Source organism: Mesobacillus persicus, from assembly GCF_900109925.1.
Taxonomy (GTDB): domain Bacteria; phylum Bacillota; class Bacilli; order Bacillales; family Cytobacillaceae; genus Mesobacillus_B; species Mesobacillus_B persicus.
Genome location: NZ_FOBW01000009.1, coordinates 158277 through 181716 on the forward strand (window position 1 = coordinate 158277; position 23440 = coordinate 181716).

Here is a 23440-nt window from a genome sequence, read left to right on the forward strand (position 1 = left end):
CACGCCCCGCGGAAAGCAAGCGTCTGGAGCGGAAATCAACACACTTGTTTAACAAAGCCTTTCACAAAAGAACAATACTATTGTTTTTGAAAATATAGCTAAAAGTGCTATTTGAAACCGGAAAATAACAAAGTTTGAGAAAAGAGTTAAATTAAAAAAGTACCAGGCTATTGTTGGAACCGTTGATACTTGTAGGCTATTCCCCATTCATTTTGAGTAAAACCTCATACATTATTATGAACAAACTGTATAAAGGAGTTTTGAAAATGGAGAGCCGGAACTTCAGACTGGATACCGAATGGAATATGATTCACTACCCTCACAGGCCAAACGGTTTCGGTATCCTAATTCTTGGAGATGAAAGACATTTTGTTGATGAGAAGAACAGCTTTTGGACACAGAATGAGGGAAAGCAGAGACTTATTGAGAATTTTAAACAAGCCGGGTATACGGTCTTTTATTCAAATCTTTATGGAATGAATTGGGGCAGCCAAAAGGCGGTGGATTTAGCAGACCGTTTATGTGCTCATATTCGTCGTAGTGAAATCCTGAATGAAAAGATCCATGTGCTTGCCGAGGGGATGGGGGCACTAATAGCAATACAGTTATTAAAGAGGAATAAGAGTATACGTTCATTAGTACTAGTGAATCCAATCCTATCTTTGAGTAAGCATTTAGAACAGGAGAAGGAACATAAATTTTTTTATAAAAAATTGCTGAAAGAATTGTGTGTATCCTACCAGTTGGAGCAAGAAGAAGTGCTAAATTATATCGAAAATCTTGATGATGATTTTCCGCAGCTCGCTAACCAAGTTCCAGTTAAAGTAGTTCATGTTTTGTCAGGAAACCGTGCATATAAACAGTCTACAGTGCTGAAAGAGTATTACCAGAAGTGGAGGGAAGATCAAGTGCAAGTTTCCATCTGTTATATGGTCCCTGAAAAGAAGGGGCAAATAGCGATGATGGCGATACAATTTTTTAATCAACATGAAGAAATCCTTTGACCTTATGCAATATTCACTTATTCAAAACATAGTATACAGTGAGGATTTGTGTCAGGGGGATTGCAAATGGACAAAGCAGTTGTTTTGGGGGCATTTGGATTTTTGGGCTATAGTTTATCTAAAGCTTTACTTGATGAAGGCGTAGAGGTTACAGCACAATGGTTGGATGTTGATCCTTTTATCGAAGAGAAACGATTAGAGATTGGTCGGAATGCCAATTTTATTGAAACTGAGGATGAGAGTTGGGTCCATGAAAAAAGAAACAATCAAAAGAAGATACCTGTGATTATTCCAGTCTATGATTTGTATATTCAAAAAGCGGAGAGGGTCTTGTTTGAAGAACTAGACCTTTTTAACATGTTGTCATCCTTATCACCAGAAAATTTTACGGTTGCGTTGTTGCTCCCTGAACAATTTATTTATGAGGAAGATGCTTCTAGTGGTCTAGTTGTGGAATTAAAGCAACTACTGAATGAAAATGGTTTTAGCTATCAAGAAATATTTCTCCCAACGCTTTTTGGGCCTTGGCAACCGGCTGAGTATTTTTTTCAGCAGCTAATGTCACTAGGTAAAGGGGAGGGTTCCACCCTAATGCTTAACTCTAGAGAATCACTTAGTGATGCCATTTTTATTGATGATGCAACCTTGGTGATTAGCGAGTTAATCAGTCAACGACCAGGAAAGTATGTTGTAAGAAGTTCAAAAGTCAACAATTGGGCTAACTGTCTAGAAAGACTGTGTAATCATAGTGCTATATTAGATATATGTGATAGTGATGATCATTGGAAAAAACAAATCGACAAAAGAAAAAGAGTTGAGACATATATAGAAAAATTAGTAAATGAGGAAACTGAATATAAACTAGTTTTTATAACAAAACCATTGGAAAATGATAAGGGCATTAAGAAGCAACGTGACCATTATGATTTCTTAGGGCAAAGTAGATGTTAATATAAGGAGAAAACTCTTTTCAAATCAAGGCTTAAAAAGTAAAATTATAAATAATACTAAATTTTTCGCACTAATGTAATAAAGGAGCTGCAGCAAATGTTGAAACGCATTGGGCTTATTTTGATTAGCCTGCTATTACTAGGAGGCTGCGGACAACCCCTCTCATCAGGGAAAATTGAAAAAGTTGGACTACTTGTCCCTGAAACTATTAGTGACCAGGTTTGGGGGACAGAAGGGTATCGGGGACTGCTGAAAATTCAATCACGCTTCAACGCCGATGTGTTTTATAAAGAAGGAATGAATTCAAAGGATTTGGTGGAAGAAGCCGTCCAGGAATTTGCTGATAAAGGTGTTAATCTAATTTTCGGCCATGGGAATGAGTATGCGGTGTATTTTAATACGCTCTCAGAGAGTTATCCAGATATTCATTTTATCTCCTTTAACGGAGATGCCAAAAATGATAATACAACAAGCTTGAACTTTGATGCCTATGCTATGGGCTTTTTTGGTGGAATGGTTGCAGCTCACATGACAGAATCAAAAAAGCTAGGGGTGATTGCAGCGTTTGAATGGCAGCCAGAAGTGGAAGGTTTTTATGAAGGGGCTATCCATTATAATAATGAAATAGATGTAGAAATCTATTATGTTGGCCATTGGGATGATGATGAAAAGGCGATGCAAATGCTTGAAAAAGTATTCGCTAATGGTGCGGATGTAATATATCCGGCTGGGGACGGCTATAATATACCAGTAATTGAAAGGGTAAAAGAGGAAGGTTTGTTTGTTGTGGGATATGTTTCAGATCAATCGGACCTGGGAGAATCAACTGTCCTGACAAGCACGGTTCAGCATGTTGATGTGCTTTATGAGTTAGCTGCATCAAAGTATAATGAGGATCAGTTGAAATCAGGGAATTTGTACTTCGACATGCAAGACGGGGTAATCTCCCTTGGTACATTTAGCCCAAATGTAGATGAGTCATTCAGGGAGACTATTCATCAATACATTATGAACTATAAAGAGACAGGTAAATTGCCTAATGAGTGAAGGAACAAGACTGTTTTCGCAAGGGTTATTGTAAAAACCCCTAAAATCGATTTAAAAGTAAGATAAGCTAATTTTGTACGTTTGGTATGCAAGTTCATGCTCATATGTAAATTTCCATTTTCGCTTAGTCACGTTGAATAGTCGTTTTACCGATCCAAAGGCAACAAAGTTCAAGAATAGAGCCAAAGAAAAGAAGCTACGGCTGGTAACGTAGCTTCTTTTTGGGTTGTTTTTTATTTTACTATTGTCCGAAAATCTCCGCTCGAAACAACCTTGCAAGAATCGGACATTGCACTTTAACACAGCAATTTTAGTTACTTCTTTAAGAATTGATCAATCAGGGGACGAATCTTGTTAAACATAGGTTTAAGTTCCTTAGCTGATCCCATTAGTGCATCAACATGCCCCATGATTTCTTCTAAATTGATTTGATTTAAAATATCTTTTTTATCTTCTGTCCTAGGTTCAGGCTCTGTCGGATGCGAATGTTTGCTCCTACTAGGACCGAACATCATCCGGTCAAAAGGATGTTCCTCCTTCCTGTTTCCAAAGGAATGTTTTTCTTCCGTATTCGTTGTTATTGAATCGTTACTCTCTTCTTCTTGATAATCGAAGCCCATTTTTATTCCCTCCTTTATTTTGTCGTCTGATTTAGTCTATGATTGTGGGCATTAACCTGAATAGTCATTAGCGGAACGAGTGAATTCTTTGTTGCAGGCTTCCCCCTTCTTCTGATAAAATTAGTACCAGCTAATAATATTTGATGATAAAAATATTGAATAGATAAGAAATTAAAGGAGATGACTCCATGAATGCAGGGATAATTGGGATTGGGAGATTTGTTCCAGAGAAAATTGTGACAAATCTTGACCTTGAAAAGCGTATGGATACTTCTGATGAGTGGATTCGGACGAGAACAGGAATTGAAGAAAGAAGAATAGCTGAAGATAACATGGATACATCAGAGTTGGGTTTTCAAGCAGCCTTGAAAGCAATGGAAAATGCCAATGTACAACCTGAGGAAATAGACATGGTTTTAGTTGCTACTGTAACACCAGATCAGCAGTTTCCAAGTGTAGCTTGCATGCTTCAGGAAAGGCTTGGTCTAAGAAAAGTAGCAGCAATGGATCTTAGTGCAGCTTGCGCTGGCTTTATGTATGGGATGGTAACGGCTAAACAGTTTATTGAAACAGGGGCGTATAAAAATGTCCTTATCGTAGGTGTTGAAAAGTTATCAAAAGTTACGGACTGGGAAGACCGGAATACGGCAGTGCTGTTTGGTGATGGGGCCGGAGCTGTAGTCATGGGGCCAGTTAGTGAGGGCAAAGGTGTCCTTTCCTTTGAACTTGGTTCTGACGGGTCCGGAGGAAAGTATCTTTATCAAGACACTCATATTAGAATGAATGGTAGAGAGGTCTATAAATTCGCTGTGAGGCAAATGGGTGAGAGTAGTATCAACGTACTAGAAAAAGCAGGCCTTGGAAAAGAGGATGTTGATTTCCTTATTCCCCACCAGGCGAATATTCGAATTATGGAGGCCGCTAGGCAACGTCTTGAGCTACCTATAGAAAAAATGTCCAAGACCGTCCATAAATATGGAAATACTTCAGCCGCATCGATTCCAATCTCAATCGTTGAGGAAGTAGAAGCAGGAAAAATTAAAGATGGAGATCTCATTGTAATGGTCGGCTTTGGGGGCGGCTTAACTTGGGGAGCCATCGCCATGCGTTGGGGCCGTTAAAAACTCTTTAGATAAGGGGATGACAAAAAATGAATAAACGTAGAGTAGTCTTGACAGGTATTGGAGCAGTTACTCCTGTTGGAAATGATGCTGAGACAAGCTGGAAAAATATCATTGATGGGGTTTCGGGTGTCGGACCCGTTACACGGTTAAATCCTGATGACTTTCCAGCTAAGGTTGCGGCTGAGTTAAAGGAATTTAATATTGAAAATTTCATCCAGAAAAAAGAAGCGAGGAAAATGGATCGTTTTACCCATTACGCTGTTGCTGCTTCAATGATGGCTGTAAAGGATGCTGGTTTAGAGATTAATGATCAAAATGCAGATCGGGTCGGTGTTTGGATTGGCTCTGGAATCGGTGGAATGGAAACATTTGAACAACAACATGAGACCTTCTTAAATCGTGGCTACCGTCGTGTGAGCCCTTTCTTCGTTCCAATGATGATTCCGGATATGGCTACCGGTCAGGTTTCAATTACTTTAGGTGCTCGTGGGTTTAATTCCTGTACAGTTACAGCCTGTGCAACAGGAACGAACTCAATAGGCGATGCATTCAAGGTCATTCAACGAGGCGATGCAGATGTAATGGTAAGCGGTGGAGCTGAAGCACCAATTACGAAAATGAGCTTTGCTGGCTTTTGTGCAAATACTGCGTTATCAACAAACCTTGACCCTGCGTCTGCGAGTAGGCCATTCGATAAAAACCGCGATGGCTTTGTCATGGGTGAGGGAGCGGGGATTGTTGTTCTAGAAGACTTAGAACATGCTCTTGCAAGAGGGGCAAAGATTTACGCTGAAATTGTCGGCTATGGTGCCACAGGAGATGCATATCATATAACGGCCCCTGCTCCAGAAGGAGAAGGCGGCGCACGAGCAATGAGGATGGCTCTTGAAGATGCTGGCCTAAACCCAGAGGATATCGGATATATTAATGCTCATGGTACTAGTACCGATTATAATGATAAGTTTGAAACCATGGCGATTAAAAATGTGTTTGGAGAGCATGCGTACAAGCTAGCCGTAAGCTCTACCAAGTCTATGACGGGACATTTGCTTGGGGCAGCAGGAGGTATTGAAGCAATCTTTACTGCTTTAGCTATCAAGGATGGAGTTTTGCCTCCGACAATTAATTATGAAACACCTGACCCTGAATGTGACCTCGATTATGTACCAAATGAGGCGCGTAGACAGGACATTCAAGCTGCTATTAGTAACTCGCTAGGCTTTGGTGGCCATAATGCTACAATTGCGCTTAAAAAATTCTCTGAATAATGGGTACAAAAAGATCTAAATCGCTTATGATTTAGGTCTTTTTTGTGCCTAGAAAGTGAGTAGGTATACAATTGTTACCTTCTAGATTTAATAGGTGTAACAGGGCAGAACAAAACTCTATTTCCATTCATACTCTAATAATGAAGGATCATCTGTTCCATTAGAATTAAAAGGAAGTGGTGGCTTGGGAATCGTTCGAACGGATGAATGGCTAGAACAAGACTTTCATCGTCCGGTCAAAATTTGTGAACAACACCTGCGGGATTCATTTAATGGAGATTCTCCGGAGAATATTTATCAATATCTGGTCAATTTCGGCATGTACAAACCGAATCGTCGAACTCTTGGCACCTTTAAATGGATGCAAAAGAGTGAAACTTGGGATAGGCTGGCTAAGGTAGTTGAAAACTATAGAAAAGAGTGGAAGGGTCCAGATGTTCCTGTTTATTTATTTCCAATGAATTCTGGAGGGATATTTTCAAATAGGGGTGAACGTAAGTCAGGCGTGTCGTTTAGAGATAAGATCTTTCTCTTTCTTTCTCCATTAGATGATGAGGGCGAGCAAGAGGCCTTGTTTGTTCATGAATATCACCATGTCTGTCGGATGAAACAGCAAAAAAAAAGGGCGGATCAGTATACACTCTTGGATTCAATCATATTAGAAGGCTTGGCGGAAAATGCTGTTTTTGAGACGTGTGGGGAGAGCTATCGTGCTAAGTGGTGTACTTATTACTCTAGTAAACAGCTTTCCCGAATTTGGGAACAGCATATCAAGAATAATTTAGACGCACGTAAAAATACCAGTATACATGATGAAATCCTCTTTGGTTATAAATCTTCCGCCCCTTTAATGGGTTATGCCTTCGGTTACGAGCTAGTTGAAAGATATAAACATAATAATAAACAATTAACTATGAAAGATTCGTTTCGCCTTCCTTCAGAAACCTTTATAAAGGAAATCGATTAAATTAGCCACTGCATTAAATGCAGTGCTTTTTATTTTTCTCGGATGGTATGGTGAATTCCTCCTTTTTAAAGGCTGTTCTCGTTAAGATTGTTGTTAAAATCACAAATCCGATTTTAACGTAAGGGAAGGAAATTTTATACATTTCAGGAGGTTTGCAGGCACTTTTCTCAAAATTAAATAGCTAATTTAGCAGTGAAACAAGCATAAACCTATCCTATCTCATATCCAAACGCAACAAAGTTTGAGAAAAGAGCATTATTAAAAGACCCCTTTCGTAAGAAAAGAGCAATTCTACTATTATTAAATTGTTTAAAGGATTAATCCTTTCTATCTGTATCAAATAAGGAATAATTTTACTTATGTCTGCCCATACTGAGTGCTAAGAGTAACTTGATGAGAGGGGTTGAGATCATGTTGTATCTTCACGATGTTTGGGTGAATTGGTTTGAAGGCGAAGAAAATGGATACAATGTTTGTCATTTTCATGAATGGAGAAAAGATGATGGCGTGGAGCTATTGGACCAAGTGCCACTTCTAAAAATTGATTCTCTTCTATTTAATTACATAGAAAATGATTTATCTGAATTGCCACAGCAGCTGATGGAAGATATCTATCAAAAAGCATACCTTAGGAAAAACCATGAACGAGTGCAGTTGGATTACTGTTTCGTCGTATCAGATGGTGTAGGAATTTTGGCAGTAGATACAATCGGATACAATATTCCAATTAGAAAAAGTAGGCTAATCCCAAGGCAGGAACAATTAGTATTTGAAATGCTTGAAAATCAAGATACACGAAGCTATAACTTTAATGATCATTCTTCTTTGAAAGATTATCATATTCTTTCTCCATCTCCTGACTTAATGAAGGGACTAACAAGAAAAGAACGGCAGTTGAAACAGCTCTTGTTTATGGCAATGGACCAACTGCATTCTTCACAGAATGTCGCGGAAGTTAGATATTGGTTAACTGAATGGAACCCAGAGAAATACCAGGAAATTCAACAGCTATCTTTCGAAGAAGTTTGGGAAGAGCTATACCATGACACGAAGTATGGATGGTCAAAACGGCATTATGCCTTCTGTGAAAATTTAATTAAGGGTCAAACTTTCTTTGAGAAGTTATGGGAAATGGAACATGGATCAAAGGTAAATTAAAAGGAGCCGAATGGCTCCTTTTTATTTGTCTTATTTTCGTTTTCTTCCTAGTCCCATTGCATTTTCCATCTTTTTAACCATTTTACTTGCAGCCCTATTCGCTTTTTCGGCACCATGGTCAAGAATAGCATCAAGCTCTGAGGATTCCATTAATTGATTATATCTAGCCTGGATAGGTTCAACAGCCTCAATAACCACTTGGGCGACATCAGCCTTAAAATCGCCATAACCTTTACCCTCATATGATTGTTCAATTTCATTAATAGGACGATTTGTAAGGATAGAATAAATCGATAATAGGTTCGAAATCCCAGGCTTGTTCTCTTTATCATATTTAACGATGCCTTCGGAATCAGTCACAGCACTTTTGATTTTTTTCTCAATCTGTTTTGGGGTATCCAGCATGGAAATGAACCCCTTTTGGTTTACATCCGATTTACTCATTTTCTTTAGCGGATCTTGCAAAGACATGATTCTTGCCCCAACTTTAGCAATTCTTGCTTCCGGAATTGTAAAGATATCATTATATTTCTTATTGAATCGTTCAGCTAAATCTCTTGTTAGCTCAATATGTTGCTTTTGATCATCACCAACAGGTACAAGGTCTGCATTATATAAAAGAATATCTGCGGCCATAAGAGGTGGGTAGGTTAGTAATCCTGCTGACACAGCTTCTTTACCGGCAGATTTATCTTTGAATTGAGTCATCCTTTCAAGCTCACCTATATAGGCAACACATTGGAGCATCCAACCTGCTTGGGCGTGTGCAGGAACTTCAGACTGTATGAAAAGTGTTGCTTTATCCGGATCAATACCTGAAGCGATGTATAAAGCAGCAAGGCTACGAGTGTTTTGACGTAATGTCAGCCTGTCCTGTGGAACCGTTATGGCATGTTGGTCGACAATACAGAAATAACAATTATATTCCTCTTGTAGATCGACGAATTGTTTCATTGCTCCGATATAGTTGCCGAGAGTGATCGTGCCACTCGGCTGGATACCTGAGAAGATTGTTTTCATTTAAAAAACCTCCAAAAAATTTAGAAAATAGAAAAAGACCATACATCCCCAAAAAAAATAGGGACGAATGGTCCGCGGTGCCACCCTAATTACTCTAGAAAGAGCCTCTTACTCATGCGTAAAAACGCATGACCCATTAACGCTGGTAACGTCTGCTGCTACTAAAATTCACAGCAGAGGCTCAAAAGCCCATTCCACTTACCTGGTTGTTTGTTCGCACCATCCACAAACTCTCTGAAAACCTACAGCAGGTGTACTACTCTTTTTCAACGCCTACTATCATCTTGTATTGAGAAAATTATAAATCACAACTCCGCTAGAATCAAGGTTTGCCATGATTTTTACTTTAATATGACATCGCTTACCCATTATTGGGAGAGCAGCAGGGATTAATTCAAGACTAGCCGAAAAAAAGGTCTGAAATGAATCCCTTCATTTCAGACCAATGTTTCGTAACCACAAAAATGGGGTATTCTAAAGTGTCGGATTATTTCTTCTTCCCACCGACGCTTTTCCACCCTGATTGCAAACTCACAGATTTGTCAACAATTTCACTTTTATCTTTACCACCAAAAAACTTTAAACCGATAGCACTAGTTAACACACCGTTTGTAGCAGTAATGCCAATAACAAGAAGAGCAACAATCATAAAATCCACTATGTATCCACCCATGATAAACCTCCATCTCCTGTTCAGTCTCGTGATAGGTACAACTTTGGTAAAACAGGTAACCATTTTTATTCTATTTTCATTGTAAAAGAAAATGACAAGTAATAAAAGGAGTAATTAACAGCAAACAGCTATTAAAATAAGCTATTTTCTAAATGATTGTTTATTCATTGTTTTTGTGAATAATGACTTTGTATGAAACCGGTTGATTGGAGCGGAAGGCGCTTGACTCCTGCGGGAGCAGCGGGGCAGGTGAGACCCCACAGGTGCCAAAGCGCCGAGGAGGCTCACCGCACGCCCCGCTGTTCGCTAAGCGCCTGGAGCGGAAATCAACATTCCTTGTCAATAGCAACAAAGCTTACTGAAAGAGCCTTGTTAATATGGTTGTCCAAGGTTGAAAAATAAACAAAAAGGAGTAAGAAAAATGCACTGGTATGAAAAGTTGAATCAGTATTTTCCAGTTGAAGAGATGAAATCAAAGGAACATATGGAAAGTCTTCTGAGAGAACACCCAGAAATTTATCATAAGGATGAAGGACCTAAACATGTCTTAATGTATGTGGAACTTGAGGACTTTGTTTTCATCGATTATTTATTTGTTTCAAAAGCCTCCAGGGGTGAAGGGCTTGGCCATAAGCTCATCGATAAGTTAAAACGGAAAGGGAAGCCTATCATCCTTGAAGTGGAACCAATTGATTATGAAGACAGTGATTCGGAGAAACGTTTGAAGTTCTATAAGCGGGAAGGTTTCGAGCATGCAACTTCTATTGGTTATAGCCGCCGCTCATTAGCGACAAATGAATTGAATGCGCTCGAGATCCTTTATTGGTCTCCTACAAATGAATCAGAACAAAAGATATTCGAGGCAATGAAGAAAACGTACATGATGATTCATACTTATAAGGATAAGGAGTTTTACGGTCGCTCCTATCAACCAGTAGAAGAGGTATTGACCAAAAGGGATAATCATGATGATTTGTTAGAGGATATATGATTTATAGGCACAATCATCTTAGTAGATGATTGTGTTTTCATTTTCTTTGTTTAATTGAGAATTGAAAAAGGTTGATAATTTAGGTTTGAGTGAAAAGAAAAGTGGGTAAAGTAACTTGTGCTAGGGAAATACTCATAAGGTAAAACCTTTTATCATACAAGGTTATCCAGCAAAGGTGTCAGTAATAGCTCTTAAAGATTTAATTAGCAAACGAATGAAACTTTTAGCCAACCTATCCGTATTAAAAGTATGAAGTTAGGCTACATAAAACTTTTGAAAAAAAGGATACCCATTGTCCGAGGATTGGTGTATAATTTAACTGTAGAGATTATAATTTTATATTAATTTTAAAGAAGAGCTAAAGCCTGACAATAGATAGTTGTTATAAAATTAAGGAGTGTGATTCGCTGTGGTAACTTTATACACTTCACCAAGTTGTACTTCATGTAGAAAAGCAAAAGCATGGCTTGAAGAACATGAAATCCCATATCAGGAGCGCAATATTTTCTCAGAACCTTTATCAATTGATGAGATCAAAGAAATATTGCGTATGACAGAAGATGGGACTGATGAAATTATCTCCACTCGGTCCAAGACTTTTCAAAAGCTTGATGTTAATCTTGAATCCTTACCGCTTCAAGATTTGTACGGTCTTATCAAGGAAAACCCTGGATTACTACGCCGACCAATCATCATTGATGAGAAACGACTTCAAGTGGGATACAATGAAGATGAAATTCGCAGATTCTTACCTAGAAAAGTCCGCACTTATCAACTGAGGGAAGCTCAGCGGCTTGTTAATTAAATTTTAGCCTCCGACCATTTGGAACCGGAGGCTTTCTTTCTATTTGAATTTACACTGTGAACCTGTTAGAATAAAAGGAATATATCTTGCTCCAGACTCTTGGTTTTTCTTATTTGAGCTAGGTTGTTTCAGGAGTAAAACTAGGTGTTTGCTGTTTTTGAAAATGGGTAAGTTTTTTATTTCCCAAACCAAAGATTTTGTCATAAACTAGTAGTACAAGATTATATTCTTCACTTCATAGAACGATTAACTGATTTAAAAGTACCAATTGAGTTGAATATCTGACTTGATTAGTCTTGCGGGGGTATTAGTCCCTTCAATTCTTTGCCTGGAAGGGAGAGATAATGAATGGAAATTGAACGCATCAATGAGAATACGGTCAAGTTTTATATTTCGTATATTGATATAGAAGAAAGAGGTTTTGACCGAGAAGAAATCTGGTACAACCGCGAACGTAGCGAGGAACTCTTCTGGGAAATGATGGATGAAGTTCATCATGAAGCAGAGTTCACGATTGAAGGACCACTCTGGATTCAAGTTCAAGCACTTGATAAGGGCCTGGAGATTCTTGTTACGAAGACCCAAGTGACCAAAGATGGTCAAAAGTTTGATCTTCCTGTTTCCGATGAGAAATTAAAGGATTTACCGGTGGATGAGCGAATCGAGGAGATGCTTGATCATCATTTTAACCCGAGATCTCAGCAAGACACAGAAGATTCAGATTCAGTTTTTGGAGAGGAACTAGAGTATGTGCTTTTGTTTAATGATTTTGAGGACCTCATATCATTATCTAAAAGGAATGACCTAGATTCTTTAGGTGTAAGTACCAGCTTGTTTAGTAATGAGGGTAGATACTACCTTTATGTCGATTTCACTGAGGTTGATTTTGAGGATGAAGATGTGATTGACAATTACCTAAGTATTCTTCTAGAATATGGCGTCGAATCAGGTGTTACCATCCATCGCTTAGAGGAATATGGCAATAAGATAATCGAAGAAGATGTCTTTGCAACGATAAATAAATACTTTTCATAATTAAAGACTTAACCAGTTCCTAATTAAAATAGGAGCTGTTTTTTTTATTTATTTTCTTGGGAGGAAATCGTTTATTTCTGAAGAATATCAAATAAAAAGAAAGGAGGCTATATGAATGTTCATTGCACAAAGAAAAAATGGAGAGAAGATTTCACTTGCCGAACGCTGGGATAAAAAGGTATTAGATGAATACCGGCGAAAGGAAGCTTTTTTTTGCCCGATTTGTGATGGAGCTGTCACTTTAAAGCTTGGAAGCAAGCGAATTTGGCATTTTGCTCATCAGAAAGAAGCAAGTTGTCTCCAAGGTTATGAGAGGGAATCAGATTATCATCTTTTAGGCAAACTTCAAGTTTATCAATGGCTGAAAGGATTGGGGGTAGACGCTGAACTTGAAAAGTTTATACCTGAATGTGGTCAGAGGGCAGATATAAGCTTTGAATGGGATCATAAAAGATTTGCCATTGAGTTTCAGTGTTCACCAATCAATCAAGAGCTGTTTAAAAAACGAACAGAAGGTTATAAAAAAAATGGTGTCTCCCCAATTTGGCTACTTGGAGGGAATCAAATTAACCGTATAGGGTCGAACGTACTTTCATTAAATCACTTTCAATATCTCTTCCTCCAACAGGGGAATACAGGGTGGGGAATATCCGCCTATTGTCCTGATTCTCGCAACTTTATTTTCATAAACCATGCCATTCCGATTTCAACTCGAAAGGTAGCGGCTGCGTTGTCGCTAATTCCTCGTAATCAAGTCCAACTTCATGAATTGTTAAAACCACCTGCATCTAAATTTCAATTTATTCCCATATGGATACATGAGTTACAAAAGTTTAAAAGGGGTTACTTCATCCATCCTGGGCCGCCGCAAAGAGCCTTTTTAACCGAATTGTATACCAAAAGGTTCAACCTGCAAACTTTACCACCTGAGCTTGGTCTACCTGTTCCATCTGCTCCTTTTATTGAAACACCACCATTGATTTGGCAGACTTATCTTTTTCTGGATATCTTCCGACATTTGAAAAAAGGGAACACTTTTTCTACTTCTAATATATCCACCGCTTTTACCCTCAGGCTTAGAAGTCAACAAAACACTATTCGCGAATTTCCATTAGGTTTTACAGGGCATTATCTTGATGCTGTGGAAGAGTATCTCGATTTACTTGTAAAGACTTCGAATCTAATTAAAATTTCAAGTAATACCTTTGCTATGAATCGACCACTAACGGTATCCACTACCGTTGATCAACAGATTCAGAGTGAAAACATGTTTTATAATAAGCATCAAGATGTCATCACGAAGCAATTTTAGTAATAATTTTATATTTAAAGGCGTTTGTTTTTTAATATCCTAAAGCTGATTTTAACGTAAGACAATCTCAATTTTTATATTTCAATATGTTTTCAAGCTCTTTTCTCATATTCATATCTCAAGATAGCACACTGAAACGAAGCTCAAACCAACAAAGTTTGAGAAAAGAGCCTAATGAAATCAATAAAAGCTGCGTAGAATAAAAGAGATTTAAATAGTTCAAATGGCTTTGTAGTTATGAATACCCTTGGTTATAGGCAGGATTTTAGTTACGGAGGGAGAACTTAAGTAGGATAGGTTTCTATCTGAAATGAATACAGATTGGAGGATTGAGTTATATGAGTAACGAAACGCAGGTGAAAAAGCTTCCTGCAAGAAGCGAGGTTCCAGTTGAGGAAACGTGGCGACTTGAAGATATATTTTCAAGTGATGAGGCTTGGGAACAAGAGTTTCAGGAAGTAAAGGAACTACTGCCAGGTGTTCAACAGTATCAAGGTAAGCTAGGGGACAGTGGTGAGCAACTGTATGAAGCCCTTCAATTTCAAGACCGACTGCTTGAGCGTCTAGGTAAGCTATATACATATGCCCATATGAGATATGACCAAGACACGGCAAATTCTTTCTATCAGGGGTTAAACGATCGAATAAGTAATCTATCTTCTCAAGCAGGAAGTGCACTCGCTTACATTGTTCCAGAGATTCTTTCGATTGACGAACAAAGATTAAAGGGTTTGCTGGAAGAGAAAAGCGAGCTACAGCTTTATCAACATGCACTTGAAGAAATCAATCTGCAACGCCCACATATTTTATCTGCAGAACAGGAAGCCCTGTTAGCCGAGGCTTCAGAGGTGATGAGTTCACCTTCAAATACGTTTGGGATGTTGAATAATGCCGATTTAGAATTTCCAACCATACGGGATGAAAATGATGAAGAAGTAGAAATTACCCACGGTCGCTATATACGTTTTCTCGAAAGTGAAGATAGGCGTGTTAGAGAAGACGCCTTTAAAGGGGTGTACGGTACCTACGGGAAATTCCGTAATACATTCGCAAGTACACTTAGTGGAAATATTAAAAGAGATAACTTTAATGCAAGAATCCGAAATTATAGCTCAGCTAGACATGCTGCGTTATCAGCAAATAATATCCCGGAAACCGTTTATGAAAACCTCGTTGGTACCATAAATAATAATCTTCACTTGCTTCATCGATATGTAAAGCTACGTCGGAAGGTTCTTGGAGTTAATAAGCTTCATATGTACGATCTTTATACTCCACTTGTTAAAAACGTGAAAATGGAAATTCCATATTCTGAAGCAAAAGAACTCATATTAAACGGGCTTGCTCCAATGGGAGAAGAGTATGTGGGGTTATTAAAAGAGGGCTTTGATAATCGCTGGATTGATGTTCAGGAAAATAAGGGGAAACGTAGTGGCGCCTATTCCTCAGGGTCATATGGAACCAATCCTTATATACTAATGAACTGGCAAGATAATGTTAATAACTTGTTTACACTAGCACATGAACTAGGCCATTCATTGCATAGCCATTACACAAGGAAGAGTCAGCCGTATGCCTATGGGAATTATTCAATTTTTGTAGCAGAGGTGGCTTCAACTTGTAATGAAGCTCTTTTAAATGACTATTTACTTAAATCAATTAATGATGAACAGAAACGACTGTATTTGTTAAATCATTATCTAGAAGGGTTCAGAGGAACGGTATTTAGACAAACGATGTTTGCTGAATTTGAACATCTGATCCATCAACAGGTACAGAATAATCAAGCATTAACCGCGGATTCATTAACCAAGGACTATTATGAATTAAACAAGAAGTATTTTGGGCAGGAAGATATCGAAATTGATGAAGAAATTGGTCTAGAATGGTCGAGAATTCCGCATTTCTACTACAATTACTATGTCTATCAGTATGCAACAGGCTTTAGTGCAGCGACCGCTCTTAGCAAGCAAATCCTTGAGGAAGGAGAACCGGCTGTTAAGCGTTATATTGATTACCTAAAGGCTGGGAGCTCCGATTACCCGATTGAAGTCCTGAAAAAGGCTGGAGTGGATATGGCTAGCCCTAAGCCAATTGAAGATGCTTGTAAAGTATTTGAAGAAAAGCTAAACGAAATGGAAGCTTTACTGTCGTAAAAAATGCATGCTATCTCGGGTGGCTTAATAATGTATTGAGGGGCATGCTCGGTTCCCATACTCTCAACTAGTCACTGACTATGGGTACTGAGAGGCTCTCTCGGTTTCTGCAGCCATTACAATTGAAAAAGGCAGAGGGCTAAAATATGCTCCTCTGCCTTTTTCCATATTTAATTAGGGTTTTGCTACGGCTTCATAATTAGAACCCTTTAAACCTTTTCCGATCATTAATAAAAATAATAAAGACTAATAGTACCAAAAAAAGAATTGGGCCGCTAATTAAAAGGGGAACGATATTCATTAGTCCTAAAACATAAAGGCAAAATGAAACAAAAATCGACAGGGTTATGATTATCCAGGGTAAGTAAACTTTCACTAAAATTCCTCCCGTTGAATCTCCGCTATATTAAAAATATATGATACCGAATGGACAAAGATGATAGAATTTGACAATATTGTGAAATAACGAACAAACATCTTGTTTTAGGCTTTTGTGAATGATATATTTATAGCGTGAAGTTGATCACAAGCAAACATATACCCCTTTGTTTGACCGTGAAAAATTTCTCCCATCCCCTTTGTTCGTATTTATAGAGAAAAACCCCTGTAGCCCGTTGCTACAGGGGTTTTTCATTAGTCCGTTCTTAAATTACCATTCATTATACCGCCAAAACATTCCGTACTTAGCTGGTAGTTGTTCGACCTTTTGTTTTAATTGTAGTTTTTTTAATTCTCTTTCGGCTCCAGTTACGGTCATGTTGTAAACTTCCGCAACTTCCTTGGTTGCTACCGTTTTATATTGCTTTAGGAATTCTTCTAATGGAGGTGGGGAGGATGCTTCAGGCTTCATCGGCAGCATCTCCTCAATTATCTTAACGTAGACATCGTAAGGATATAAGCCTGTCACTTTAAGGCCTTCTTCTTCAATATTTGAATTAAAGAAAACAAGGGTAGGAATTTCCTGGACATCCATTTCCGTTGTAATCTTTAAATCACATTGTAAGGCTTTAGCTGCACTTTCTGAATGAAGATCTGCGAGAAATTCATCCATATCTAAGCCAACATCTTGTGCGCAGGACTTTAAGACATCCACGCTTGATACATTCTGTTTCTCAAGAAATACAACCTCTTGGAGTTTCCGAAGAAAATGAATACCTTTCTTTTTCCCTTGAAGTTCAGCTGCTTTCACAGCGATTGAAGCTAAGTATGGAGAAGAAATGGGATTTTCAAACCATAGGTTTCCATCGCAAGACATTCCCGTGCGACTAGCTGTTTTTTCCCATAAATCCGCAATGGTCTCATACTGCTTTTTACCACTAAGGTTCAATGTGGAAAGTTTCCCGCTAAGAATATGACGTAGGGAAAAATATTTTCCGTATTCAATAAGTAGCTTTTTTACTGTTGGTTCTAATGCCCAGCATTCAGGACAAAGTGGATCTACAAATGTATAAATCTCTAATGACTTCTGCTCATTTCCCAAGTTCATACGTGACGTGTCCTGACTGATTAAATCGTCTCGTTTCCAAATCACAGTTCGTCACCTTTTTCAACATCTTCAGGGGTGTTGATCATATGCTGTGCAGTAAAGTTTAACCTTGCATAAAAGTCCTCTCTTACAGGTCCAATTAGTCCGACGGTATCCATTGCCTCGCTCATACAAGCGAGCCAAGCTTTTGCTCTAGTTGGTGTTATTTCAAACGGTAGATGACGTGCTCTCAGCATTGGGTGTCCATGTTCTTGGGTATATAAAGAGGGTCCTCCTAAATATTGGGTTAAAAACTGCTTTTGTTTACGAGCAGTTTCAGTTAAATCATTAGGAAATATAGGAGCAAGATCAGGATGCTGAGCTACAAGGTGATAAAATGTGTCTATTAGTTTATGCAGCATACCTTCGCCGATGGCTTCGAACGGTACAGACTTATTCTCGACCATTTCAAAACTCCTTTGTAAATTAATTATTAAGAAATTGCCCAGGCCCTTGCTAACGGCCCTTAAAAAATCTAGATACTTCAGGAAACCTATATGGTGTTAAAAGTAGGTGAGCATTTCTCTATGATTTATATTTTAACAATGCTAAATTCATATCTCAAACAAACAGCTTTGACGAGCTACTTATAGTCTTTAGTACATAGACTTCCCTCTTTACTTGGAGTCTAGTTCTAATTGCTTTTGATTGTAAAATCTCATGATTTTATTATCAGTTTTCCGAAGCGGGATATGCATTTGTTTAAGGAGGCTTTTGAAAACCTCTTGTCCTAAGTTCGCGTCCGTTACCTCGTATTCTATTTCAAAGTCTTCAGTGCTTAAGTAAGTGCTGTGGTCTAAGACGATTAGCCCAGCTTTATAGTTCTTCTCTGCTCTTTCTGTAGATAAGGTTCCAAAATATGTTATTGAGTCAGAGTCCTGAATGATGTTTTCGAGAGCAGAATAAACTATACCACTTGGTATTGTTCCTGTTTTCATAACAGCTTGTACTTGTTCTATAGAAATGGTCTGGTTGGTTTCAAGTAAGCCAGTATTTGCAGGTTGCTTTAAGGTAAGTTCAAATGTTCCAGCTTTCTCTCTAATTCTTAGAGCACAACCATGACTTTTTAAGGTGAAACTTGGAGTGTCAAAATAGTGATTTACTTGTTTTCTGAAATCCTCGGGTTTAAATGTAAAGTAGGATGACAATTTGAAGAACTCTTCTTGGGTTAGAAGATTTTTAAACTCAATTTCAATATGCTGTGACATTAGGGGGTTCCTTTCTAATCGTAATTATCCTTCATTATCTCGCTTTTATCGAGCGACTTCAAATCTAAGGGTAGTATGCTCGCATACAGTTACACTTAATAGGTAAAGTTTCATGCGATATGATAAAATGTAAAAGGATTTATTGAAAGGTGGAACTAATTATATGAAACAAAAAATGAATGTTATACAAGCAGAACTAATTGAGCGGGAGCTTCTTTTACATACAGAAACGGAAACGAATCTTAGTCAACTATCTCCTGTTGGTCAAATGTTGGTAGATTCGGATCAGCTTGCCTTTATTTACATAGTCGATTTAGACGGGGAATATACATATGTCACAATACCTGTAGAATCATGGAAAGTCCTTAGTGAAGCAATTGTAATACCTAACCTTCAAGTATACTTAGTAAATAAGGAAAGTCGTCTTAAGTTACAAGCCTTTATAGAGGAAATGACCTACTTGATTGAGAATATTAAAGGAAATAGTAACTACGGAGCAGAGATGGTTGAAAAAGTGGAAACTATTTTTTAGATGACTAGATAATATGAATGAGCTGTTTTTAAATCCTCCGGAGGTAAAAATCATCTTTTATTTATAGACGGTTGGACTTAATATGTTCGGGCGAGGTGATTTGCTTTTGAAACATTGGGAACATTTTCTTGAACCCTATAAACAGGCAGTTGAAGAGCTTAAGGTAAAATTAAGGGGAATGCGGAGTCAATATGAACAAAATACTGATCATTCCCCGATTGAATTTGTTACAGGAAGGGTAAAACCTATAGCAAGTATTCTTGATAAGGCAAATCAAAAAGGTGTCCCACTCGAAAAATTAGAAAGTGAAATGCAGGATATTGCTGGCCTGAGAATTATGTGTCAGTTCGTTGATGACATTATGCCAGTGGTTGAGTTACTTCGTATTAGAAATGACTTCGAAATTGTTGAGGAAAGAGACTATATTTCGTACAAAAAGGCTAGTGGTTATCGATCATACCATGTAGTAATCAAGTATCCTGTACAAACTATAAATGGAGAAAAGAAAATTCTTGCGGAAATACAAATTAGAACGCTTTCTATGAATTTTTGGGCTACAATTGAGCATTCCTTAAACTATAAATACAAAGGACAATTTCCAGAAGCAATAAGGTTACGGTTGAAGCGAGCGGCAGAGGCGGCATTTAGCCTAGATGAGGAAATGTCTAAAATAAGGGATGAGATTCAGGAAGCGCAAGTGTTTTTTTCAAGAAAAAAGGAACAACAACAAGATGATAAGTGAAAACATACGAAGCATAGGAAAAAAGTGAGGTGAATGGAAGATGAGGTTTGCAATAACATCAAAAGGGGATGCTAGGTCCAACACCCTGATGCATAAGATGAGGACCTATCTACAAGATTTTGATCTTCAATATGACGAGGACCAACCGGATATTTGCATCTCAGTAGGCGGAGACGGTACCCTTCTATATGCTTTTCACCGTTATAGTAGCCGACTAGATAAAACTGCATTTGTTGGTGTACATACTGGACATTTAGGTTTTTATGCTGACTGGGTTCCGGAAGAAATTGAAAAACTTGTCATAGCTATAGCTAAAACTCCATACCAAGTGGTTGAATATCCACTTTTAGAAATTATTATTCGCTATCAACATGGTGGTAGAGAGACGCGATACTTGGCTTTAAATGAATCTACGGTCAAGTCTGTAGATAGTACACTTGTTATGGATGTTGAAATACGTGGACAGCATTTTGAAAGGTTCCGAGGCGATGGACTATGCGTAGCAACTCCATCAGGGAGTACAGCTTATAATAAGGCGCTAGGAGGCGCGATTCTCCATCCTTCACTTTCCGCTATCCAAATTACTGAAATGGCTTCGATTAATAATCGGGTATTTAGGACTGTCGGCTCACCACTGGTTTTGCCCGCTCATCATACATGTATTCTTAAACCAGTTAACAGGCCCGATTTTCAAGTAACTGTTGATCATTTGACTTTACTGCATAAAGATGTAAAGTCGATTCAGTTTAGAGTCGCGGATGAAAAAATGCGGTTTGCAAGATTCAGACCATTTCCTTTTTGGAAAAGGGTTCATGATTCATTTATTTCGGATTGAGTATCAGTCATTTAAAATTGGCTATGTTAGATGAGGTTGTTGAGGGTCACGGACCTAAAACGAGAACAAAACATGTGAAATGGGAACGTTGGTGAGAGTATGGCCGGTGGCTTTAAATTACATTGGGTAGTTGATGAAAAGGATGAAGGGAAAACTCTTAAAGAGTTTTTAGTTGGACAGGAAATCTCTAGAGCAGCGCTAACGGATATTAAGTTTAAAGGTGGAGGGCTGTTTGTTGATGGTGGTGCCGTAACAGTAAGGCATGTTTTAAGAACGGGGGAGAAGCTCGAGGTTCATTTTCCTCCGGAAAAACCTTCTTTGGGATTGGCTGGAGAAAACATACAACTTGATGTCATTTATGATGACCCTTATTTATTGATAGTAAATAAACCCGCTGGTATGAATACCATTCCCTCAAGAGAGCATCCAACAGGAAGCCTTGCTAATGGATTAATTGGATACTACCAACAATTGGAGATTGAGGCAACCACCCATATAATAACCCGGCTGGACCGAAATACTTCTGGGATTGTGTTGATAGCAAAGCATCGCCATGTCCACCATCTAATGAGCAAACAACAACAGGCGGGGCAATTACAAAGGATATATGAGGCCCTTGTTCAAGGGCATATACCGAAATTGAATGGGTTTATTGAAGAACCGATAGCGCGGAAAGAAACCAGTATTATTGAACGTGAAGTACATCCTGGTGGACAGTATGCCTATACAAGTTACCGACTGATCAAACTATTTGACAGCTTTAGTCATATCGAGCTAAGATTGAAAACCGGTCGTACACATCAAATCCGGGTTCATATGTCCTATATTAATCATCCTCTGTTGGGTGATACTCTATATGGGGGAGCGGTGGGGAAAATTGGAAGACAGGCACTTCATTGTCGTGAAGTCCAATTTATTCACCCATTTACGAATCAGCACATGAAGTTTTCAGTACCGCTTCCCAGTGATATCCAGGACGTATTAACTAGCGGCAGGCCTATATAGGAGGCTTGTCTTTTAAGTTCACATACTCACGGAGTATGGATTTGGCGGTGAATTGAAGGGGGGAATGAGTATGTCTGAATCGAGCCAGGAGTCCAATCAGAAGCAACATATTGATAAAGAGCTATTGATGGAATCCTTAAAGAATGACAACATAGAAAATTTCCGCTCCGAATTTCTTGATCTGCATGCTTATGACCAAGCTAGCTTCTTTATGGAATTGAATGAAGAAGAACGACTACATGTTTATCATTTTTTATCTCCAGAAGAAATGGCCAATCTATTCGAGAATCTTGAGATTGAGGATGATGAGTATAGTGATGTTCTAGCTGAAATGTCACCAAATTATGCTGCAGACATGCTTTCAAATATGTATGCAGATGATGCGGTTGATGTATTGAATGAATTAGATAAAGATCAGGTTGTCAGTTATCTAACCATCATGAATAAGGATTCTGCTCAAGAAATTAAAGAGTTACTCCATTATGAGGAGTATACAGCAGGAAGCATCATGACAACGGAATTCATTGCGATTGCAGCGAATCAGACTGTCCGTTCCGCGATGCATATTTTAAAAAGTAAAGCTCCTAGTGCGGAAACAATCTATTATGTCTATGTCGTTGATGAAGATAGAACACTGGTTGGTGTTCTTACTTTGCGGGATTTAATCGTAAACGAAGATGATGTAATGATTTCGGAAATTATGTATGATCGCGTTGTGTCAGTATCGGTTGGTGAAGATCAAGAAGAGGTAGCGAGAATGATGCGAGATTATGATTTTCTTGCTTTGCCCGTTGTTGACTTTCAAAATCATCTATTGGGGATTATCACAGTAGATGATATTATCGATGTTATGGAGGAAGAGGCCTCGGATGATTACTCTAAGCTTGCAGGGATTGCCGACCTCGACTCAATTGACCGAAACCCTATTTCTGCCGCAAAAAAACGTCTTCCATGGCTTGTTATTTTGTTATTTCTAGGAATGTTTACCGCAAGTCTAATTGGACGCTTCGAGGAAACATTAGATAAGGTGGCCATTTTAGCTGTCTTCATTCCACTCATAGCCGGGATGGCTGGGAATACAGGGACACAAGCACTGGCTGTTGCGGTGCGAGGAATTGCAACTGGTGACCTTGAAAAAGAGAAGATCATGAAAATAATTTCCAGAGAGGCAGGTACTGGTGTTATTACTGGTACAACATGCGGAATTCTTGTTACCTTTATCGTTTACTTCTGGCAGGGTGACCTTTTTCTGGGGGGACTTGTTGGCATCTCGATATTTTTTGCGTTAATCGTTGCAACTCTAGCAGGATCACTTGTACCGCTTATCATGCATCGTTTAAAAATTGATCCAGCAGTGGCCTCAGGTCCTTTTATCACTACCATTAATGATATTATTTCGATTTTAATCTATTTTGGAATTGCCACTGCATTTATGAGTTATCTTACTAGGTAAGGGGGGATA

General features: G+C 38.5%; 23 protein-coding genes and 1 other annotated feature. Of the genes, 17 read left to right on the top strand and 6 right to left on the bottom strand.

Going from position 1 to position 23440, the window contains the following annotated elements:
• The first annotated feature begins 266 nt into the window (after nucleotides 1-266).
• The 3 genes from BMX30_RS13890 to BMX30_RS13900 all read left to right on the top strand — a co-directional run bounded on the left by BMX30_RS13890 (nucleotide 267) and on the right by BMX30_RS13900 (nucleotide 3002).
• Nucleotides 267-1004 carry an alpha/beta hydrolase family protein gene (locus BMX30_RS13890; RefSeq protein ID WP_090746709.1) on the top strand — a complete coding sequence of 246 codons (738 nt, stop codon included), beginning with the start codon at nucleotides 267-269 and terminating at the stop codon, nucleotides 1002-1004.
• Nucleotides 1005-1070: 66 nt separating this feature from the next.
• Nucleotides 1071-1955: a hypothetical protein gene (locus BMX30_RS13895; RefSeq protein WP_090746712.1), complete on the top strand. Its 885-nt coding sequence runs from the start codon at nucleotides 1071-1073 to the stop codon at nucleotides 1953-1955.
• A 96-nt stretch (nucleotides 1956-2051) separates the two neighbouring features.
• On the top strand, nucleotides 2052-3002 hold the full coding sequence (locus BMX30_RS13900) for a BMP family ABC transporter substrate-binding protein (RefSeq protein WP_090746716.1): 951 nt from the start codon (nucleotides 2052-2054) through the stop codon (nucleotides 3000-3002).
• A gap of 314 nt (nucleotides 3003-3316) precedes the next feature.
• Here BMX30_RS13900 and BMX30_RS13905 read toward each other — a convergent pair whose 3' ends face one another.
• Complete coding sequence (locus tag BMX30_RS13905) at nucleotides 3317-3622, bottom strand: hypothetical protein (RefSeq protein WP_090746719.1); 306 nt, start codon at nucleotides 3620-3622, stop codon at nucleotides 3317-3319.
• 188 nt (nucleotides 3623-3810) lie between these two features.
• Here BMX30_RS13905 and BMX30_RS13910 point away from each other — a divergent pair, with 188 nt between their 5' ends.
• From BMX30_RS13910 to BMX30_RS13925, 4 genes are all read left to right on the top strand, one after another.
• Complete coding sequence (locus BMX30_RS13910) at nucleotides 3811-4743, top strand: beta-ketoacyl-ACP synthase III (protein WP_090746722.1); 933 nt, start codon at nucleotides 3811-3813, stop codon at nucleotides 4741-4743.
• 29 nt (nucleotides 4744-4772) lie between these two features.
• Nucleotides 4773-6014, top strand: coding sequence for a beta-ketoacyl-ACP synthase II (fabF, locus tag BMX30_RS13915; protein ID WP_090746725.1), 1242 nt, complete (start codon nucleotides 4773-4775; stop codon nucleotides 6012-6014).
• A 184-nt stretch (nucleotides 6015-6198) separates the two neighbouring features.
• Nucleotides 6199-6981 carry a DUF2268 domain-containing putative Zn-dependent protease gene (locus BMX30_RS13920; RefSeq protein ID WP_090746728.1) on the top strand — a complete coding sequence of 261 codons (783 nt, stop codon included), beginning with the start codon at nucleotides 6199-6201 and terminating at the stop codon, nucleotides 6979-6981.
• A gap of 411 nt (nucleotides 6982-7392) precedes the next feature.
• Nucleotides 7393-8139 (top strand): YjbA family protein, encoded by a 747-nt coding sequence (locus BMX30_RS13925; RefSeq protein ID WP_090746730.1) that lies wholly within the window; start codon nucleotides 7393-7395, stop codon nucleotides 8137-8139.
• A gap of 30 nt (nucleotides 8140-8169) precedes the next feature.
• Here BMX30_RS13925 and trpS read toward each other — a convergent pair whose 3' ends face one another.
• Both trpS and BMX30_RS13935 read right to left on the bottom strand, forming a co-directional pair.
• Nucleotides 8170-9159 carry a tryptophan--tRNA ligase gene (gene trpS / locus BMX30_RS13930; protein ID WP_090746733.1) on the bottom strand — a complete coding sequence of 330 codons (990 nt, stop codon included), beginning with the start codon at nucleotides 9157-9159 and terminating at the stop codon, nucleotides 8170-8172.
• A 56-nt stretch (nucleotides 9160-9215) separates the two neighbouring features.
• Nucleotides 9216-9438: a binding site (T-box leader), on the bottom strand.
• Between the two features lie 208 nt (nucleotides 9439-9646).
• Nucleotides 9647-9832, bottom strand: a complete 186-nt coding sequence (locus BMX30_RS13935) for a hypothetical protein (RefSeq protein WP_090746736.1) — start codon at nucleotides 9830-9832, stop codon at nucleotides 9647-9649.
• Nucleotides 9833-10253: 421 nt separating this feature from the next.
• Here BMX30_RS13935 and BMX30_RS13945 point away from each other — a divergent pair, with 421 nt between their 5' ends.
• From BMX30_RS13945 to pepF, 5 genes are all read left to right on the top strand, one after another.
• Nucleotides 10254-10823, top strand: coding sequence for a GNAT family N-acetyltransferase (locus BMX30_RS13945; protein ID WP_090746740.1), 570 nt, complete (start codon nucleotides 10254-10256; stop codon nucleotides 10821-10823).
• A 409-nt stretch (nucleotides 10824-11232) separates the two neighbouring features.
• Nucleotides 11233-11628: a transcriptional regulator SpxA gene (gene spxA, locus BMX30_RS13950; RefSeq protein ID WP_090746743.1), complete on the top strand. Its 396-nt coding sequence runs from the start codon at nucleotides 11233-11235 to the stop codon at nucleotides 11626-11628.
• Nucleotides 11629-11976: 348 nt separating this feature from the next.
• Nucleotides 11977-12663, top strand: coding sequence for an adaptor protein MecA (gene mecA / locus BMX30_RS13955; RefSeq protein WP_090746748.1), 687 nt, complete (start codon nucleotides 11977-11979; stop codon nucleotides 12661-12663).
• A 115-nt stretch (nucleotides 12664-12778) separates the two neighbouring features.
• Nucleotides 12779-13975 (top strand): competence protein CoiA, encoded by a 1197-nt coding sequence (locus BMX30_RS13960; protein WP_090746751.1) that lies wholly within the window; start codon nucleotides 12779-12781, stop codon nucleotides 13973-13975.
• Between the two features lie 338 nt (nucleotides 13976-14313).
• Nucleotides 14314-16131: an oligoendopeptidase F gene (gene pepF, locus BMX30_RS13965; protein WP_090746754.1), complete on the top strand. Its 1818-nt coding sequence runs from the start codon at nucleotides 14314-14316 to the stop codon at nucleotides 16129-16131.
• Nucleotides 16132-16780: 649 nt separating this feature from the next.
• On the opposite strand, the gene BMX30_RS13970 is transcribed toward pepF, so the two are convergent.
• The 3 genes from BMX30_RS13970 to BMX30_RS13980 all read right to left on the bottom strand — a co-directional run bounded on the left by BMX30_RS13970 (nucleotide 16781) and on the right by BMX30_RS13980 (nucleotide 18864).
• Entirely contained in the window at nucleotides 16781-17617 is an 837-nt protein-coding gene (locus tag BMX30_RS13970; RefSeq protein WP_090746887.1) for a ClpXP adapter SpxH family protein, read from the bottom strand.
• Nucleotides 17618-17658: 41 nt separating this feature from the next.
• The gene (locus tag BMX30_RS13975) at nucleotides 17659-18063 is read right to left on the bottom strand and encodes a globin domain-containing protein (protein WP_090746756.1); all 405 of its coding nucleotides are present in this window, start codon (nucleotides 18061-18063) and stop codon (nucleotides 17659-17661) included.
• 210 nt (nucleotides 18064-18273) lie between these two features.
• Nucleotides 18274-18864: a CYTH domain-containing protein gene (locus tag BMX30_RS13980; protein ID WP_090746759.1), complete on the bottom strand. Its 591-nt coding sequence runs from the start codon at nucleotides 18862-18864 to the stop codon at nucleotides 18274-18276.
• Between the two features lie 163 nt (nucleotides 18865-19027).
• On the opposite strand from BMX30_RS13980, the gene BMX30_RS13985 reads away from it, so the two are divergent.
• The 5 genes from BMX30_RS13985 to mgtE all read left to right on the top strand — a co-directional run bounded on the left by BMX30_RS13985 (nucleotide 19028) and on the right by mgtE (nucleotide 23431).
• Nucleotides 19028-19396, top strand: coding sequence for a UPF0738 family protein (locus BMX30_RS13985; protein WP_090746762.1), 369 nt, complete (start codon nucleotides 19028-19030; stop codon nucleotides 19394-19396).
• Between the two features lie 106 nt (nucleotides 19397-19502).
• Entirely contained in the window at nucleotides 19503-20138 is a 636-nt protein-coding gene (yjbM, locus tag BMX30_RS13990) for a GTP diphosphokinase (RefSeq protein WP_090746766.1), read from the top strand.
• 40 nt (nucleotides 20139-20178) lie between these two features.
• A complete protein-coding gene (locus BMX30_RS13995; RefSeq protein ID WP_090746769.1) occupies nucleotides 20179-20973 on the top strand; it encodes an NAD kinase in 795 nt (264 codons plus the stop codon).
• Nucleotides 20974-21072: 99 nt separating this feature from the next.
• Entirely contained in the window at nucleotides 21073-21978 is a 906-nt protein-coding gene (locus BMX30_RS14000) for an RluA family pseudouridine synthase (protein WP_090746772.1), read from the top strand.
• Between the two features lie 127 nt (nucleotides 21979-22105).
• Complete coding sequence (gene mgtE, locus BMX30_RS14005; RefSeq protein ID WP_425283766.1) at nucleotides 22106-23431, top strand: magnesium transporter; 1326 nt, start codon at nucleotides 22106-22108, stop codon at nucleotides 23429-23431.
• Nucleotides 23432-23440: the final 9 nt, after the last annotated feature.